This is a genomic window from Nocardia sp. NPDC058114 (genome assembly GCF_042884695.1).
Classification (GTDB): Bacteria; Actinomycetota; Actinomycetes; order Mycobacteriales; family Mycobacteriaceae; genus Nocardia.
Genome location: NZ_JBHVTK010000001.1, coordinates 962,729 through 978,725 on the forward strand (window position 1 = coordinate 962,729; position 15,997 = coordinate 978,725).

At 68.5% G+C, this 15,997-nt stretch carries 16 protein-coding genes; 4 read left to right on the forward strand and 12 right to left on the reverse strand.

Annotation, left to right across the window (positions count from 1 at the left end; translation table 11 throughout):
* From ACFVVI_RS04380 to ACFVVI_RS04390, 3 genes are all read left to right on the forward strand, one after another.
* Complete coding sequence (locus tag ACFVVI_RS04380) at nucleotides 1-981, forward strand: hypothetical protein (RefSeq protein WP_387443139.1); 981 nt, start codon at nucleotides 1-3, stop codon at nucleotides 979-981.
* Nucleotides 982-1,028: 47 nt separating this feature from the next.
* Nucleotides 1,029-1,700 (forward strand): O-methyltransferase, encoded by a 672-nt coding sequence (locus ACFVVI_RS04385; protein WP_378656229.1) that lies wholly within the window; start codon nucleotides 1,029-1,031, stop codon nucleotides 1,698-1,700.
* Nucleotides 1,701-1,807: 107 nt separating this feature from the next.
* On the forward strand, nucleotides 1,808-2,737 hold the full coding sequence (locus ACFVVI_RS04390) for a LysR family transcriptional regulator (RefSeq protein WP_378988399.1): 930 nt from the start codon (nucleotides 1,808-1,810) through the stop codon (nucleotides 2,735-2,737).
* A 9-nt stretch (nucleotides 2,738-2,746) separates the two neighbouring features.
* On the opposite strand, the gene ACFVVI_RS04395 is transcribed toward ACFVVI_RS04390, so the two are convergent.
* The 9 genes from ACFVVI_RS04395 to ACFVVI_RS04435 form a co-directional block, all read right to left on the reverse strand.
* Entirely contained in the window at nucleotides 2,747-3,559 is an 813-nt protein-coding gene (locus ACFVVI_RS04395) for a carbohydrate ABC transporter permease (protein WP_378988397.1), read from the reverse strand.
* Entirely contained in the window at nucleotides 3,549-4,496 is a 948-nt protein-coding gene (locus ACFVVI_RS04400; protein WP_378988395.1) for a carbohydrate ABC transporter permease, read from the reverse strand. Before ACFVVI_RS04400 ends, ACFVVI_RS04395 begins: the two co-directional genes overlap by 11 nt.
* Entirely contained in the window at nucleotides 4,497-5,354 is an 858-nt protein-coding gene (locus ACFVVI_RS04405) for a metallophosphoesterase (RefSeq protein WP_387443143.1), read from the reverse strand.
* Entirely contained in the window at nucleotides 5,351-6,721 is a 1,371-nt protein-coding gene (locus tag ACFVVI_RS04410) for an ABC transporter substrate-binding protein (protein ID WP_387443144.1), read from the reverse strand. Before ACFVVI_RS04410 ends, ACFVVI_RS04405 begins: the two co-directional genes overlap by 4 nt.
* Before the next feature lie 36 nt (nucleotides 6,722-6,757).
* A complete protein-coding gene (locus ACFVVI_RS04415; RefSeq protein ID WP_387443146.1) occupies nucleotides 6,758-7,879 on the reverse strand; it encodes an ABC transporter ATP-binding protein in 1,122 nt (373 codons plus the stop codon).
* Between the two features lie 220 nt (nucleotides 7,880-8,099).
* A complete protein-coding gene (locus tag ACFVVI_RS04420; protein WP_387443148.1) occupies nucleotides 8,100-9,323 on the reverse strand; it encodes a cytochrome P450 in 1,224 nt (407 codons plus the stop codon).
* Nucleotides 9,324-9,412: 89 nt separating this feature from the next.
* Nucleotides 9,413-10,264, reverse strand: a complete 852-nt coding sequence (locus ACFVVI_RS04425) for an alpha/beta fold hydrolase (protein ID WP_387443150.1) — start codon at nucleotides 10,262-10,264, stop codon at nucleotides 9,413-9,415.
* A gap of 21 nt (nucleotides 10,265-10,285) precedes the next feature.
* Complete coding sequence (locus ACFVVI_RS04430; RefSeq protein WP_378988382.1) at nucleotides 10,286-10,732, reverse strand: PaaI family thioesterase; 447 nt, start codon at nucleotides 10,730-10,732, stop codon at nucleotides 10,286-10,288.
* Between the two features lie 169 nt (nucleotides 10,733-10,901).
* Nucleotides 10,902-11,888: a zinc-binding dehydrogenase gene (locus ACFVVI_RS04435; RefSeq protein WP_387443152.1), complete on the reverse strand. Its 987-nt coding sequence runs from the start codon at nucleotides 11,886-11,888 to the stop codon at nucleotides 10,902-10,904.
* A 208-nt stretch (nucleotides 11,889-12,096) separates the two neighbouring features.
* Between ACFVVI_RS04435 and ACFVVI_RS04440 the strand changes: the two genes are divergently transcribed.
* Nucleotides 12,097-13,314, forward strand: coding sequence for a DUF418 domain-containing protein (locus ACFVVI_RS04440; protein ID WP_387443154.1), 1,218 nt, complete (start codon nucleotides 12,097-12,099; stop codon nucleotides 13,312-13,314).
* Between the two features lie 144 nt (nucleotides 13,315-13,458).
* On the opposite strand, the gene ACFVVI_RS04445 is transcribed toward ACFVVI_RS04440, so the two are convergent.
* The 3 genes from ACFVVI_RS04445 to ACFVVI_RS04455 form a co-directional block, all read right to left on the reverse strand.
* Nucleotides 13,459-14,133, reverse strand: coding sequence for a class I SAM-dependent methyltransferase (locus ACFVVI_RS04445; protein WP_378988376.1), 675 nt, complete (start codon nucleotides 14,131-14,133; stop codon nucleotides 13,459-13,461).
* Nucleotides 14,134-14,281: 148 nt separating this feature from the next.
* Nucleotides 14,282-15,253 carry a zinc-binding dehydrogenase gene (locus ACFVVI_RS04450; protein WP_387443156.1) on the reverse strand — a complete coding sequence of 324 codons (972 nt, stop codon included), beginning with the start codon at nucleotides 15,251-15,253 and terminating at the stop codon, nucleotides 14,282-14,284.
* A gap of 33 nt (nucleotides 15,254-15,286) precedes the next feature.
* The gene (locus ACFVVI_RS04455; RefSeq protein WP_387443157.1) at nucleotides 15,287-15,958 is read right to left on the reverse strand and encodes a TetR/AcrR family transcriptional regulator; all 672 of its coding nucleotides are present in this window, start codon (nucleotides 15,956-15,958) and stop codon (nucleotides 15,287-15,289) included.
* Nucleotides 15,959-15,997 lie beyond the last annotated feature (39 nt).

Sequence of the window (15,997 nt, forward strand, 5' to 3'; positions counted from 1 at the left end):
ATGGCCGACGGACCCAACGCGGCGGGCACGTTCCTCAACGAGCACACCGTCCTGCCCGGCACGGTGAGCACTTTCGACGACGGCGAAGCTCCCGAGAACGACCTGCTCCAAGACGGCGTCGACTATCGGGACACCTACTACCAGGAAAACAACTTCCTGTTCAGCAACGTGGGCCGGCCGACGGGCGGGGAGGAACCCGACGCGGGCATCATGAAGGGCACGCTCCAGGGTGACACCTGGGAGAACGGCCTCGGCCTCTACAACGCGATGACCGGCGACGGGTCGATCATGACCAAGGTCGACGCCATCTCCAAAGCGGCCGGTACCGCGGGTGATTGGGCGTCGGCGGCGACGATGTTCGGCAAGGCGATCAAGGGCACCTCCACGCTGGCGAAGTTCGACCCGTTCAACTTCCTCGGTTCGCAACTGATGAGCTGGATGCTCGAACACGTCGAACCGGTGCGCAAATCACTGGAATCGATCACCGGCAGCCCGGATATGGTCCAGGCGTATTCGGATTCGTGGAAGGCGATCGCCGAGAGTCTGACGACCACCGCGCAGGAGTGGGCTACCGCGCTCGACAGCGGAATCGGTGAATGGGCAGGTGCCGCGGCCGAAGCCTACGTGGCCAAGGCGACCGAGCTGACCGGCAAGATCGCCGAGAAGGCAGCCGTCGCCGAGGTGCTGTCGGAGTGCAACGCGGCGATGAAGGGCATCGTCGAGACAGTGCGCGAGATCGTGGTCGAGATCCTGAGCAATCTCGCCGGCATGCTCGCCGAGATGACCGCGCTGCTCATCGCCTCCGCCGGAACTGCCACCCCCGCGCTCATCGCCAGGGCGCTGCTCGACATCTCGCTGGCCACGGTGACGGTCTCGCAGATGCTGGTGAAACTGGCGCAGGCGCTGATCGATACGAAGATGCTGGCGCAGAGCGCGGTGAAGATCATCCAGGGCGTGACCGAGGTCGAGACCGCGAAGTAGCAGCCGAGGAGCCGGTGCCGACCCGCGCTCGGTGGCAGACTGCGTCTATGACGATCAACGATTGGGCCGATGTCGACAGTTACCTCGTCACCACGCTCGTCGGTGACGAGGGAGCGCCCGCACTCACCGCCAACGCCGACGCGGGGCTGCCCGCCATCGACGTCTCCCCGCCCCAGGGCAAACTGCTGAACCTGTTGGCCCGCACCGCGAAAGCGCGCCGGGTCCTCGAGATCGGCACCCTCGGCGGATACAGCACCGAGTGGCTGGCGCGCGCGGTCGGTGACGGCGGTCTCGTCGTCACCCTCGAATTCGAACCCCGCCACGCCAAGGTCGCGCGCGAGAACCTCGACCGCGCCGGCGTGGGGGAGCGCGTCGAGATCCTGGTGGGCGCGGCCCTCGACACCCTGCCCGGTGTCGCCGAGGATCTGACCGAACCGTTCGACCTGGTCTTCATCGACGCCGACAAGGTCAACAACTCCAACTACGTGCAGTGGGCGCTGCGCCTGACCCACCCGGGCTCGGTGATCATCGTCGACAACGTGGTGCGCGCGGGCGCGGTGGCCGACGAGCAGACCGAGGATCCCAATGCCCGAGCGAGCCGCGACCTGATCGAATTGCTCGCCGCCGAACCGAGTGTCGACGCGACCGTCATCCAGACCGTCGGCGCGAAAGGGTGGGACGGATTCGCCTACGCCGTGGTGAACGGCCCGAATTCCTGATCTTCACCGCCCGGCAATGCGCAGGGTCATTGCCGGGCGTCCGGGATTCATCGGGAGGTTGTTCGCTGCCGCTAGCGTGGGACTGTTCGACTTCAGGAGCCGCCATCATGGAATTCCGTCATCTCGTCTCGTTCATCGCGCTCGCCGAGGAACTGCATTTCGGACGGGCGGCGCAGCGCCTGCATCTGACGCAGCCGAGCCTCAGCGCTCAGTTGCAGAAGCTGGAGAAATCCCTGGAAGTGCAGCTGGTCGCGCGCAATTCACACGAGGTGCGGCTGACGCCGGCGGGCCGGGAGTTCGAGCTGCAGGCCCGCCAGATCATCGCCCAGCTCGACCGGGCCGCCCAGGCCGCGAAGGCGACCGCCGCCGGTCGCGCCGGCAGCCTGAACGTCGGCTACAACCTGCCCGCCAGCAAGCACATCCTGCCCGACGCGCTGGCCCAGCTCACCGACCGCCACCCCGGCATCTCGGTGTCGCTGTGGGAGAAGCGAACCGGGCCGCAGCTGGCCGCCCTGGCCGACGGATCCCTCGACCTGGCCATGGTCTACGGCCACCCCAGCACCGCCGATTTCCGGTACCGCCGGCTGCTGCACCGGATTCCGCTGGTGGCGGTGGTCGGCCGGCAGCACCGCTGGGCGCACCGCTCGCACGTGCCGTTCGCCGAACTGCGGGACCAGGACTGCGTGCTGTTCGCCCGTGAACAGTGTCCGGCGATGTACGACGCGATCCTGCGGTCGGCCGCGCAGACCCGGATCTCGCTGAACATCACCCAGATCGCCGACGATCCGGGCGCCACCGCCCACATCGTCTCGGTGCGCCCACTGGTCGGATTCGCCTCGCTGCCACGGGCGGTGTCGGCGGGTATGGGGTCCTCGGACACCGACCCGGTGGCGGTGAAACTGGTCGATCCGGTCCCGACGTTGGATCTGCACGTGGTGTGGCGGGCCGACGAACAGAATCCGGCGGTGGCGATGTTTCTGGATTGCCTCGCGTCCACGGCACCTGCCCTGGCCGACGACCAGGTCTTGACGGCGTGAAGTCGTCGTTCATTTCAGTCCCGACCGCACGAACGCATTGACGATGTGGCGCTGCAGCACCAGATACAGCAGCAGCACCGGCAGGCAGGCCAGACCCGCCAGCGCCATCATCGGCCCCCACTGATCGCCTTCGGTGCCCATGAAACTACGCAGTCCCAGCTGCAGCACACTGTTGGACTGACGCAGCACGACCGCGGGCCAGAAGTACTCGTTCCACGCGTTGATGAACAGCAGGATGCCGAGCGCGGCGAGCGCGGGTCGCAGGTTCGGGACCACCACGGTCCACAGGATCGACCACGACGAGCGCCCGTCGATCTTCGCGGCGGCGATGAGCTCTTTCGGGAACGCCGACATGTGCTGGCGCAACAGCAGCACCGCCAGCGCCGAGCACAGCGTCGGCAGCACGACGCCGATCAGGGTGTTGATCAGGCCCAGCTGGTTGAGCAGGATGTAGTTGGGCAGCATCGTCACCTGGAACGGCACCAGCCACACCCCGACGAACGCCAGATACAGCAGCTTCTGCAGCGGGAAGGTGTAGATGGCGAACGCGTACGACGCCAGCAAGGCGATGAGCAGCTGGCCCGCCGCCGAGAGCACCGCGACGAAGAACGTGTTGGCGATCAGACCGGCGATGTCGACCTTCTGCGCCGCGTCGAGATAGTTGGCGGTCGACAGGGGCCACGGGATCGGCGACAGCGAGGTGACGTCCTCGGGTCTGCGCAGCGACGTCGCGAACAGCCAGTAGATCGGGAACACGCACACCAGCGCCGTGGCGGCGAGCAGCAGGTGGCTGCCCGCCCCGCGCAGTCGTTCAATCGTCATGGACAGCAACCTTTTCCGAGATCCAGACCAGCAGCGCGGCCACCAGACCGAAGCCGAAGAACAGCAGCACACCGGCCGCGGCGCTCAAACCGGCGTCGAAACTGTGGAAGGCGTAATCCCAGAGCAGGTAGTAGATATTGGTGGTGGCCTGCGCGGGACCGCCCTGGGTCATCGAGTCGATGAGCGGGAAAGTCAGTGTGGGACTGAGCAACACGGTTGTGAGGACGAGGAACAGCACGGTGGGCGAGAGCAGCGGCAGGGTGATCCAGCGCCGGATCTGACCGGGTGAGGCGCCGTCGACCCTGGCCGCTTCGTCGTAGTCACCGCTGATTCCGGCCAGGCCCGCCCACACCACGAGCACCGCGAAGCCGATCAGGTGCCAGGCGGTGATCGCGATGATCACGCCCTGCGCGGTCGCGGTCTCGTACACCCAGTTGCGGTCCGAACCGGTCACCTGGGCGAGGAAGCCCGTCCCCGGATGCAGCAACCAGCGCCACACCGCCGCCGCCGCGACCGGCGCGACCAGGAACGGCGCGAATACCAGTGCCTGATAGATCGTGCGCGCCCGACCGGTGACCCGTCTGCTCGCCATCGCGATCACGACCGGCAGCACCACCGTGAACGGCAACAGGCCCAGGATCAGTGTCCCGGTGCGACCGAGGGCGCCCCAGAACGCCGGAAGGTCCAGCAGCCGTTCGTAATTCGCGGTGCCCACCGGTGTCATCGGCGCGGTCGGCAGCAGGTTCCACGAGTAGGTGGACAGCTGCAGGGCCTGCACCAGCGGTTGATAGGTCCACACCACCAGCAGCACCAGTGCCGGGCTCAGATAGAGGTAGGGCGCGACGAACCGGGCCACATGGCGGCGGGTGAGGCGCCGGCGCACCGGTGTCGCCGCGACCGGCGGTACCGGCGACGCCGGCGCATCGATGACGAACATCTACCGCACCGCCGCCCGCGCGGCGACGATCGCCGCGATCTGCTCGAGCATCTCCGACTCCGGCCGGTCATAGACCTTCGGCGCCGGAGCAGCGTCGATCGCGGTGGCCAGCACTGTCGACTCCGTGACGTCGACGCGGCTGAATCCGAATCCGACGAAGCCGCGGTGCCTGCCCGCCGGTGCCATGGGGTCCACCCGGTAGGCCGTCGCGGGACCGATCCACACCGGAATCCCGGCCAGCGCCGAGGCGCCGGTGAGGTGGTTGTGTCCGCACAGGATCATCCGGACATCGGTGCCCGCCACGACCTCGGCCAGCTGCTCGGCGTCCTTGAGCCGGAGGAAGTCCAGGGTGGCCAGCGGGGAACGCAGCGGCGGATGGTGCACCACCAGCACGGTGCCGTGCGGGGCGGGGGTGCGCAGCTGCTCGGCCAGCCAGGCCAGCTGCTCCGGCTCGAGCTTGCCGTCGTGCTGGAACGGTGTGGTGCTGTCCAGCACGATGATCCGCACGCCCGCGATCTCGACACTCTGGTCGTGTGGGAGATCCGGGTCCACGGTGTCGCGGCCGAGCAGTTCGATGCCGAAGGCGGTGCGTTCGTCGTGATTGCCCATCGCGTAGACGATCTCGGCGCCGAGATCGGCCGCGACGGGCTCGACCGCGGCCCGCAACCGCCGGTAGGCCTCGGGCGAACCGTTGTCGCTGAGATCACCGGAGAAGATCAGCACGTCGACGCGCTGCCCGAATTCGCGCAGCCGGTCGAGCACCGCGGTCAGATTGGCGGCGGTGTCGACCCCGTGGAGCAGTTCGCCCTCGGGCCGCAGGTGGGTGTCGGTGATCTGGACGATCGTCAGCCCGCTCATGACTTCGGCATGAGTTCGGTGCCCGCGGTGCGGGCGGCGGTGAGCGTCGACTGCGGGTCGGCGCCCTGGAACACGACGGCCTCGACGGCGTCCATCATGCCGTCGCGCATCTGCAGATAGTTGTTGCCCGGCATCGACACCCACGGCTCCATGTTCGCCAGCTGCGCGACATTCGGGCGCAGCAGCGGGTTCTGGTCGGCCCATTCCTTCAGCCCACCCGCTTCCTCGAGCAGGCCGGTCCGCAGCGGCAGGTAGCCGATGTTCTGCGCGATCTTCTTGTAGGAATCCTCGCTGGTCAGGTGCTTGATCAGTTCCCACGCGGCCCGCTGTTTCGCGGGGTCGTTGGACAGGATGTGCAGGCCCGCACCGGAATTCGTCGGGACGGCGGCTTTGCTGCCGAAACCGGGCATCGGCGCCGAACGCAGGTCCCACTTGCCCTTGGACCCGGTGACGAAAACGCTTTGCAACGCGCTGGTTTCGAGCATCATGCCGATCTCGCCGCGACCGAACGCCTCGTAGCCCTGCTTCTGATTGAGCTTGGGCATGCTGCCGCTGTTCACGAGGTTCTGCGCCATCTTGGTGACCTCGACGGCGGGAGCGTCGGCGAAGGTGAGGGTGTTGCGATCCTCGGAGATCACGCGGCCGCCGTTGGAGCGCACCAGCGACTGGAAGCACCAGTCCTTGGCGGTCTTGGTCAGGCAGTCGATGTAGACCCCGCCCTTGCCGGTGCGGTCGGCGATCGCCTTCGCGGCGGTGGTGACCTCGTCCCAGGTGGTGGGCGGCTTGGCGGGATCGAGACCGGCCTCGGCGAACAGCGACGCGTTCAGATACAGGACGGGCGTGGAGAAGACGAACGGAACGCCATAGGTGTGGCCGTCCCAGTCGTCGAGGGTGCGGGCGCGGGGCGCGTACGCGTGGCGGGCGCCGTCGAAGTTCTGCTTCACTTCCGATGCGCCGACCAGCTGGTCCAGCGGCTTGGCCTTGAGCTGGTGGATGGTGAAGTCCAGGTCGGAGAAGCCGAGCTGGGCGACGTCGGGCGGGGTGCCCGCCACCATCTGGTTCTGGATGCTGGAGACGGTGTCGGTGGCCGGGTTGGGGCTGTTGCCCTGCGGCTTCTGCGCGGTGACCTTGATATTGGGGTGCTTGGCGCCGAAGTCGGCGATCAGGGCGTTGAAGGTGTCGGTCCAGGCGCCCGCCACACCGTAGCTGTAGGACTCGAAGACGATCGAAACCTGTTGGTCGGCAGCCAGTTCGGGAATCTGCGCGGTAGTGGTGGCGTCGGTGGACCCGGTGGTGCCGAGGCCGCAACCGGTGAGGGCGAGGGCGGCGGTGAACACCACGCCCAGCGCGGGCAGTGTGCGTTTCATCGTGGTTCTATCCTTGTCATCGGGGTGGTGCCGAAATCAGGGGACGGGGATCGCGGCCGCGTCGACGGCCGGTTCCGCGGGGGAGTTGGGCGCTTGCCACGTCAGCCGCAGGCCGGTATCGGGGTCGAACAGGTGGATGTCGGCGGGGTCGACGCGGCAGGCGATGTCCTCGCCCACCCGGACACCGGCCGGTCGCGCCGCGCGCACGCAGAGGCCGGACTCGAGGTGCACGAGTTCTTCGCTGCCGAGGTTCTCGACCATCCGTACCCGCCCGCGGACATCGGTCGAGGTGTCGTCGATCCGCAGGCGTTCCGGGCGGATTCCGGCGACGACGGCGGTGGCGTCGCCGGAATTCTCGGCAATGTCCAGGGCGGCATCGATGCCGTCGGCCATCACCGTCATATGGCCGTCGCTCGCGGTGACGACGGCGGGGAACAGGTTCATCGGCGGCGATCCGAGGAAGCCGGCGACGAAGGTCGAGCGCGGGCGGTCGTAGAGCTCCTCCGGGGTGCCGCACTGTTCGATGCGGCCCTGGTTGAGCAGCGCGATGCGCGTCGCCATCGTCATCGCCTCGACCTGATCGTGGGTGACGTAGAGGAAGGTCGCGCCGAGGCGCTGGTGCAGCGCGATCAGTTCGGCGCGGGTCGCGCTGCGCAGTTTCGCGTCGAGGTTCGACAGCGGTTCGTCCATCAGGAACGCGCCGGGATCGCGCACCATGGCGCGTGCCAGCGCGACTCGTTGCCGCTGTCCGCCGGACAGGGCGACCGGGCGTCGCTCCAGCAGCGCCGAGATCTCCAGCGTCGCCGACACCTCGGCGACCCGCTGCGCGATCTCCGCCCGTGGCCTGCGCCGGGCCCGCAACGGGAACCCGATATTGCGCGCCACCGAAAGATGCGGATACAGCGCGTAACTCTGGAACACCATCGCCAGATCCCGCCGCTGTGGCGCCGCGTCCGTCACGTCGACGTCGCCCACCAGAATCCGCCCCGCGCTCGGCTCCTCCAGCCCCGCGATCATCCGCAACAACGTGGACTTGCCGCAGCCACTGGGCCCCAGCAACACCATGAACTCACCATCGGCGATGTCGAGACTCACCTCGCGCACCGCGTACTCGGCATCGAACTTCTTCGACACCGCTTCGATCTGCAGTCGTGCCATGGGCCCAGTGTCGAGCCCGCCACGGCCCCCGCGCCGGGGCGATAGTGAACGTCGATCGGTCCAATCATCTCGACCCCACCGACCCACGAACCGCACCATCGGTGCTCGTCGTGGTCGTCAGTCGTTGGCGGGGTTCGGCGACGCTGTCACCGGGTGATCGGCCGATGGTGGAAAAGCCCCACCGGGGCGCCGATCTACATCGTGGTGGCGGTCAGCGGCCTCAGCGCAGCCGGACCGGTAGTTCGAGTAGGCCCCGGATGAGGGTGCTGGTTTGCCAGCGGAGGTCGGCGGTGGGGGCGAGGGTCAGGTCGGGGTAGCGGTGCAGGAGTGCGGTGAAGGCGATTTCGGCTTCTACGCGGGCCAAGGGGGCGCCGACGCAGAAATGGATGCCGTGGCCGAAGGCGAGGTGGCCGGCGGTGGGAGTGTCGGTGGCGAGGGTGTCGGGGGCGGCGAAGCGGGCGGGGTCGCGGTTGGCGGCCGAGAGGGCGACGTAGACGATCTCGCCTGCGGGGATCTCGGTGTCGCCCAGTGTGACCGGTTCCGCGGTATAGCGGGCGGTGGCCATGTCGACGGGGCCGTCGAAGCGCAGGAATTCCTCGATCGCGGCGGGGATACCGGTGGGGTCGGCGCGCAGGGCCTGCCACTGCTCGGGGTTGCGGAGCAGGGCGAGGACGCCGTTGCCGATGAGGTTCACCGTGGTCTCGTGGCCCGCGACCAGCAGCAGGAACGCCATCGACACCAGTTCCTGATCGGTGAGCCGATCGCCCTCCTCGTCCGCGAGGACCAGTTGGGACAGCAGATCCTCGGCGGGCGCGGACTGCTTGGTGCGCACCAGCTTCGCGAGATAGCCGACCATCGCGGCCGACGCGGCGGGACGCTCGTCCTGCTCGCCCTCGCCCACCACCGTGACCAGGGCCTTGGTCCAGGCTTGGAAATCAGCGCGATCCTCGAACGGGACACCGAGCAGCTCGCAGATCACCGTCACCGGAAGGGGATTGGCGAAATCGTTCATCAGATCGACCTCGTCGCGATCACCCATCGCGTCCAGCAGCGACGCGGTGATCTGCTCGATACGTGGTCGCAGCAGGGCGACCTGGCGGCTGGTGAAAGCCTTGTTCACGAGCTTGCGCAGGCGGGTGTGCGCGGGCGGGTCGGTGCCGAGCATATGGCTCAGGAGCGCGACGATATTCGGGTCCGTCGCCGTGGTGTCGCGCTTGGTGTGCAGGATCGCGTTGAGCTGCACGGCGTCCTTGCTCAAGCGCGGGTCGGCGAGCGCGATCTTGGCTTCGGGATAGCCGACGACCACCCAGCGCACGACATCGTCGGGGAAGCGAACCCGATGGACGGGGCCCTCGGCGCGCCACCGGCGGTACTGCGCGTGCGGATCGTCGAAGAAGTCGGCGCCGATGGACTCGACAGGGGCGGAAGCGGTGAGGTCGGCCATCGAATCGACGGTACCCGCGCCGGGCCGAACGCGCATCGACCGTACACACCGGAAGCACGGAAAGCCCTGTGACGAAAACGAATTCGCGATCAGGTGGTGCGTGGCTCCGTCGTCGAGGTGCTCGACTCGACCGATGCCAGGAAATCCCGAAGGAGTTCGGTGACGGCCTCCGGTTGTTCGAGGGAACTCGAGTGACCGCACGCGGGGATCGTGTGGAGCCGGGCATGCGGGATGAGCGCGGCGATCTGGCGGGCATGCGGGAGCGGGGTGGCGGCGTCGTCCGCGCCGACGATGATCTGGGTGGGGATGGTGATCGCCGCGAGTTCGCCGTCGACGGCGCCGCGTTCGGTGACACCGTGGACGGCGTTGCGGGTGCCGATACGATCGATTCCGGCCAGGCGACGCGACCACTCGCGGACGACTTCCTTGCCGGTGCCGGAAGCCCGAAACGAGGGGCCGAACAGGTGCGTGGCCACCCGGCCGGCGATGGGGCGGATGCCGAGCCAGCGCAGCGCCAGGGCCAGCCGGTGGTATTCGCCGATCTTGGCGGGATCCTCGGCCTGAGCGCTGGTGTCGAGAAGCGTGAGCGATCGCAGGAGTTCGCCGTGCCTGGCGGCCAGTCGTTGGCCGACGAAGCCGCCCATGGACAGCCCGACCCAGTGCACGGGGCCCGCGTCGAGAGCGCGGATCACCCCCACCGCGTCGGCAGTGAGAGTGTCCATGTCATAGCCGCCGGCGGTGGGTGGGGTATCGCCCTGACCTCGCCAGTCGAGGGTGACGCACCGGTAGTCGCCTTGCAGGGCCTGGAGCTGGGCGCGAAACATCCAGCCACCGAACAACAATCCGTGGCCGAAGACCACGGTGGCGGCGTCGGGTGTGCCCGAGGGAGCGCCGGTGTCGGTATAGGAGATCGGAACATCGTCGAGAGTGATGATCGGCATGGGGTCGCTCGCCGCCGGTGCTCAGGCCGCCGCGAGGCGAACGTTGCGCATCGTCACCAGCGCGGTGGCACACAGGATTTCGCCGGATTCCTCCACCGAGAACACGTCGGCGGCGGCGATCGTGAGCAGTGCGCCCGGCTTGATCACCCGGCCGCGGGCGACCACGTTCGGCCCTTTGGCGGGCGCGAGAATCTTCACGGTGTAGTCGATGGTCATGTTCACCCAGCCTGCGGGCAGCAGCGTGCCCGCGGCCGAGCCGGCGGCGAAATCGGCGAGCGAGCCGAGGACGCCGCCCTGGAAATAGCCGTCGTGCTGGGTGAGTTCGCGCCGGTGTGGTTGCACGATCTCGACGTCGCCGGGCTCGACCCGGCTGAAGTGGAAACCCAGGTGCGCGGCGGCGGGCATGGACAGCACGACGCTGGGGACCAGCTGTGCGAAGTCGGGATTGGGGGCCTGTGCTGCGGTCATCGGCTCAGTCCTCTGCTCGGCAGCGGCGCGGCGTCGCCGCTGCTCCTGCGGCGAATCCTGCCCGCTGACGGCGCGCGGGAACAGCCCATCGCGGAAATTTCGCCTGCTGTTGGGAGTCCGGAAAGAGTTCGGCCGGGTGAGTGGCGCGTTCACCCGCCCGGCCGAGCGTTCAGCGAGTTCCGGCGTGCAGGACCACTTTGCCGTTGCGGCCGGGAGTTTCGGACACCACCGCGGCCTCGGCGGCCTGCGCGAGCGCGAAATCGGCCTGGACATCCAGTCGCAGGGTGCCGTCGGCGGCGAGGGTGACGAGTTCGGTGATCAACCGCACGTAGTCGGCCCGGTCGATGTCGGAACTGCGCTGCTGGCCCCAGAATCCTTTCACCACAGCCTGTTTGAAGATGACGGCGCCGGTGTCGATGATCAGTGGTTTGCCCGACAGCGCGCCGAAGGAGATCAGTTCACCGCGCGGGGCGAGCAGCGCCATCAGATCACCCGCGGCCGGACCGCTGACCTGGTCGACGGCGCGCACGATCGGTTCGCCACCGGTGATGTCGGCCCCCGTGGCGAGCCAGCCCACCGATTCGGTGTCGAGCACGGGACCGTAGCCGAGCTTTTCCAGCGCTTGCACCGACGACTGGCCGCGGACCAGGCTCAGCACCCGCACTCCGCGTTCCTTCGCGAACAGGTTGAGCAGGCGACCGACCGCACCGTTGGCGGCGTTCACGACGATCCACTCACCGGCCCGCACCTGGAGATCGTCGAGCAGCATCAGGGCGCTCAGCGGCATGGCGAGCAGCTGGCAGGCGGTCTCGTCGGGCACGGAATCCGGCATCGGCACCGCTTGTTCGGCGCGGGCGACGAAGGAATCCGCCCAGGCGCCACGGACGCCGGCGATCGCCACCCGCTGACCAACCTGAAGTGCGTCGACACCGGGGCCGACCGCCTCGACGACGCCGGCCGCCTCGGTTCCGGGGATCGCGGGCAGCGGCGGCCGATAGCCGTAGACGCCGCGGATGATCGCCAGATCGTGATTGTGGATCGGCGACAGCGACATCGCGATCCGCACCTCACCCGCCCCGGGGTCGGGGGTGGGCGCCTGCTGTGCGGTGAGCACATCCTTCGGTTCGCCGAATTCATCGATGACAACTGCCTGCATGTCCGCCTCCGTGGTGGTTGCGAGTCCCTGCCGAGCGTGATCGTGCTCCATTGTGGCACCGTGACGGGCGCGGGTGGCTCAGGGATGCCCCCTGCTCGGGCCCGGCTGTCAATACCCCGCAAGGCTGAGAGCGGGTCACTCCGACAGGGCGTCGAAATAGCTCGCACGGTGGACGAATGTGACCGGGAGGCGTGCGTACCCTCGGTGCATGGCAGACGCGCTCGGAACACGCTCGCCCGCAGTGCGATCCGGATCGCGGATCGCCGAGGTCGACATCCTGCGTGGGTTCGCCCTGTCCGGGATCCTGATCACCAACGTGGTCGTGGCGACCTCGCTGTGGTCGGTGGTAGGCACGCGCGAGGATCCGGTACTGCGTTTCGGCGGCACCGTCGATCTGCTGGTACGGGCCACCGTCGACGCGCTGTTCGCCGGGCGGTTCTACCTGCTGTTCGCGTTTCTGTTCGGGTACTCGTTCACGTTGCAGATCGCGGCGGCCCAGCGGGCGGGGGCCTCGCCGGTGCGGCGGTTGCTGCGGCGGTGTGCCGCGCTGATGGCGATCGGACTCGTCCACGTCTACCTGCTGTGGATCGGCGACATCCTCACCCTGTACGCGTTCCTGTGCCTGACCCTCATCGCGCTTCGTAAGTTGCGGCCGCGGACCGCGGTGATCACCGGTGTGGTGCTGTACGCGACGTGGTCGGCGTGGAGCTTCCTGCCCGGCAGTACCGGTCTTCTCGCCTTCGGCGAGCTCGTCGACCTGCCCGCGATATCGGCCGACTACACCGCGGACTTCGCATCGACGTTCTCCGCGCAGACGGCCATCGCGCCGGTGTTCCTATTGCTGATCTGGTTCAGTCAGGGCGTACCGAGCCTGGCGATGTTCCTGATCGGCATGGCGGCGGGCAAACGCAACCTGTTCGCGGATCCGGATACGCTGCGCCGCTGGTCCTTACGCGCACTCGTGATCGGCTTCGGCATCGGTGGTCCGATCTCGGCGATGACCTTCGCCGAGTCGATGACCTGGTGGCACGCCCCCGCGGTGATCCACGGCCTGCAGATGCTGGTGAACCCGTTCATGACGTTCGCCTATGTCGCCGCGGTCCTGCTCGCCGCGCAGTCCGCACGCCTTGGCCGCTGCACCGCTCTGCTCGCCCCGGCCGGGCGCATGGCCGCCACCAACTACATCGGGCAATCCGTGGTGCTGATGCTCGTCTACACCGGATACGGCCTAGCCCTCGCCGATGACATCGCACCCCTGGGCGTCATCGCGATCGCCCTGCTCACCTTCGCCGCCCAGCTCGCGTTCAGCGCCTGGTGGCTGCGCGGTCATTCGTACGGCCCGGTGGAGTGGTTGCTCCGCTCCGCGACCTACCTGACCGTCCCAACGTGGCGTCGCCCCGTACAGAACGCTGCGCCCGGCGTCTGAGGCGCCGATTCGGCGCTCTACCGTCTGGGGACGGCGACATTCTCACGTTGTACGCGGCCCTGGGCCTGGTCTTGATCGCGATTCGCGCGCTCGGTCCGCGTTCGGCCGCCCCTGCGGACCGCTCCTGCCTGGCGTTGCCCGGTATCAGTCGGCGGTGCGCGGCGGGCGGTGGAACTCCGCCCGCCAGCGGTGCAGACCTGAGGCGTCGGCACGAGAGACGGTTTCTACCCGGACCGGGGTCAGGTCGGAGGCGGTGAAAGAGTCGATGTCGGCGCGGGTGAGCGGCCAGGGCGGGCCGGCGGTCGCGGGGGTCTGGCTGATGTCGGCGATCACGAGCAGGGTCGCGCCGGGTGCGAGGAGGTCCCGGATACCGGTGATGGCGTGGGTGCGGACGTCCAGGGGCAGGGATTGAACGGTGATCGACTCGACGACCAGGTCGAAGGCGTGGAGCCAGGTCGGCGGCGGGTGGAGGAGGTCGGCAACCTTGTAGGTGACGGGGGAATGCGGGAATCGGGCACGGGCGCCACGGATCGCGGTGGGGGAGATGTCGAAGGCCGTGGTTCGGATACCTTGGGAGGCAACGAATTCGGCGTCGATGCCGTATCCGCAGCCGATCACCACGGCCCGCGCTCCCTGCGGCAGGGTGGCGGTGCGGAGCCAGTCGACCAGCAGGGGATTGGGGACGTCGCGATCCCACGGAACCACCGAGGTCCCCGCGGCGGCCTCGGCGTAGAGCGGTTCGAACCATCCGGTCGGATCGTTCGCGGCCAGCGACTGAGCGGCGAGGCGACGATCGGCGGGCGGCTGCGCGTCGGTCATAGGTCCAGTCTTCACCACCGACCCTCGCCCCGTCGTCCGACATTCGGGACGCGCCCGACGACCGGTGAGCTGGTCGGTTGATCATCAGGCCCGGGTACCGGAGATTCCGGCCGGATCACCACCGCCGGAGCCCGATGATCTCGACCTGTCAGGGGATCAACACGACTTTGCCTGTGGTGGAGCGGGATTCGAGAGCGTGGTGGGCGGTGGCGGCCTCGGCCAATGGGAATTCGGTCACTGCGGGACGGAACAAGCCGGTGCCCGCGCCGGCCAGGGCGCGTTCGGACAGGACGCGCAGGTCACCGCCCGCCCGCTGGATCATCGGCGGGCCGAGCACGGTTTCGGAGGTGATGCCGCGCGCGGCGGTGTCCACCTGTGCCGGAGCGCCCGCCGACCAGCCGAAAACCAGGTGGGCGCCGCCGGGGCCGAGCAGGTCTACGGCGGCTTCGGCGACCGGCCCGCCGACGCCGTCGAACACGACGGTCGCGGCCCGGCCGCCCAGCTGGGCACGCACCGTCGCCGGCCAATCCGGCAGCGTGTAGTCGACCGCGATATCGGCGCCGTCGGCTCGCGCCATCGCCACCTTGTCCGGTCCACCCGCGAGCCCGACCACCGTGGCGCCCGCGGCGACGGCGTACTGGACCAGCAGGGTGCCGATCCCGCCGGCCGCCGCGGTTACGACCGCGATGCTGTCGGCATCGAGTTCGGTGAACTGGAGAATGCCCAGCGCCGTGCGACCGGTGCCGACCATCGCGACGGCGGCGCTGAAGCTCACGCTGTCCGCAACGGCAAGGAGGCGTTCGGCTTCGGTGACCGCGAGCTCGGCATAGCCGCCGGGTGCGGTGCCCAGGTGGGCGACGACACGCGTACCGAGCAGGGCGCCGTCGACACCGTCGCCGACGCGGTCCACGACTCCGGCGACCTCGCGGCCGGGGACCGTCGGTAGCTCGGGTACCGGGTACGGGCCCGGCTCTCCACGGCGCAACGCGGTGTCGACGAGGTGGACCCCGCAGGCCGCCACGTCGATGCGGACCTGACCCGGGCCCGGTGTCGGATCCGGCATCGACGCGTAGCGCAGGTTCTCGGCGGGACCGAACTCGTGGAGCTGAATCGCATGCATGACGTCAGTGTTCAACCTGAACGGTGCTCGAGGTCAAGCGCGACGGGCGGCCCGGGCGGCGAAACCGTCGCAGAGTGCTTCGAGGCCGAGGAACAGCAGGTCCTCGGAGGTCAGGTCGCTCACCCCGGCGCCCTCGAGCTCGGCCAGCGCCGGCGGGACGGGGAAGGAGGGTTTCCCCTCGAGGAGATCGCGCAGTCCGTTGGTGTCGTCGGTGGCGGTGCGCTTCTCGGCGAGCAGTGCGCCGCCGACCACCGGCAAGCTGGCGCCGGAGATGTAGTTCCAGACGGAGAATCCCATCGTGGTGGCCTCGCGGGCGGTCACGTCGAGTTCGCGCAGGCCTTCGACCAGCCATGCCAGGCTGTTGAGGCCTTGCGGGCCGAAGCTGTAGCGGGGGACCGCGAAAGTGAGCAGCACCCACGGATGCTGCTGATAGAGCTCCCAATCGATCTCCGCGGCGATGCGCACCCGGTCGCGCCACGTCCACCCGCGACCGGCGGGATCGGGGTAGGGGTGCCGGGCGGCGATCTCGTCGGTCATGGCCGCGATGAGTTCGTCCTTGTTCGCCACGTGCCGGTACAGCGACATGGTGCCCACATCGAGGCGGTCGGCGATGCGGCGCATCGATACCGCGTCGAGTCCGTCGGCGTCGGCGAGGGCGATCGCGGCGTCGACGATCGCGGTGCGGGTGAGCTTCGTCTCGGTCATCCCATGACTCGTTTTCGTAATACAACCTTCATGCGTACA

Coding starts and splice junctions, on each gene's coding strand:
- ACFVVI_RS04380 (WP_387443139.1), top strand. CDS start 1: ATGGCCGACGGACCCAACGCGGCGGGCACGTTCCTCAACGAGCACACC.
- ACFVVI_RS04385 (WP_378656229.1), top strand. CDS start 1,029: ATGACGATCAACGATTGGGCCGATGTCGACAGTTACCTCGTCACCACG.
- ACFVVI_RS04390 (WP_378988399.1), top strand. CDS start 1,808: ATGGAATTCCGTCATCTCGTCTCGTTCATCGCGCTCGCCGAGGAACTG.
- ACFVVI_RS04395 (WP_378988397.1), bottom strand. CDS start 3,559: ATGACGATTGAACGACTGCGCGGGGCGGGCAGCCACCTGCTGCTCGCC.
- ACFVVI_RS04400 (WP_378988395.1), bottom strand. CDS start 4,496: ATGTTCGTCATCGATGCGCCGGCGTCGCCGGTACCGCCGGTCGCGGCG.
- ACFVVI_RS04405 (WP_387443143.1), bottom strand. CDS start 5,354: ATGAGCGGGCTGACGATCGTCCAGATCACCGACACCCACCTGCGGCCC.
- ACFVVI_RS04410 (WP_387443144.1), bottom strand. CDS start 6,721: ATGAAACGCACACTGCCCGCGCTGGGCGTGGTGTTCACCGCCGCCCTC.
- ACFVVI_RS04415 (WP_387443146.1), bottom strand. CDS start 7,879: ATGGCACGACTGCAGATCGAAGCGGTGTCGAAGAAGTTCGATGCCGAG.
- ACFVVI_RS04420 (WP_387443148.1), bottom strand. CDS start 9,323: ATGGCCGACCTCACCGCTTCCGCCCCTGTCGAGTCCATCGGCGCCGAC.
- ACFVVI_RS04425 (WP_387443150.1), bottom strand. CDS start 10,264: ATGCCGATCATCACTCTCGACGATGTTCCGATCTCCTATACCGACACC.
- ACFVVI_RS04430 (WP_378988382.1), bottom strand. CDS start 10,732: ATGACCGCAGCACAGGCCCCCAATCCCGACTTCGCACAGCTGGTCCCC.
- ACFVVI_RS04435 (WP_387443152.1), bottom strand. CDS start 11,888: ATGCAGGCAGTTGTCATCGATGAATTCGGCGAACCGAAGGATGTGCTC.
- ACFVVI_RS04440 (WP_387443154.1), top strand. CDS start 12,097: ATGGCAGACGCGCTCGGAACACGCTCGCCCGCAGTGCGATCCGGATCG.
- ACFVVI_RS04445 (WP_378988376.1), bottom strand. CDS start 14,133: ATGACCGACGCGCAGCCGCCCGCCGATCGTCGCCTCGCCGCTCAGTCG.
- ACFVVI_RS04450 (WP_387443156.1), bottom strand. CDS start 15,253: ATGCATGCGATTCAGCTCCACGAGTTCGGTCCCGCCGAGAACCTGCGC.
- ACFVVI_RS04455 (WP_387443157.1), bottom strand. CDS start 15,958: ATGACCGAGACGAAGCTCACCCGCACCGCGATCGTCGACGCCGCGATC.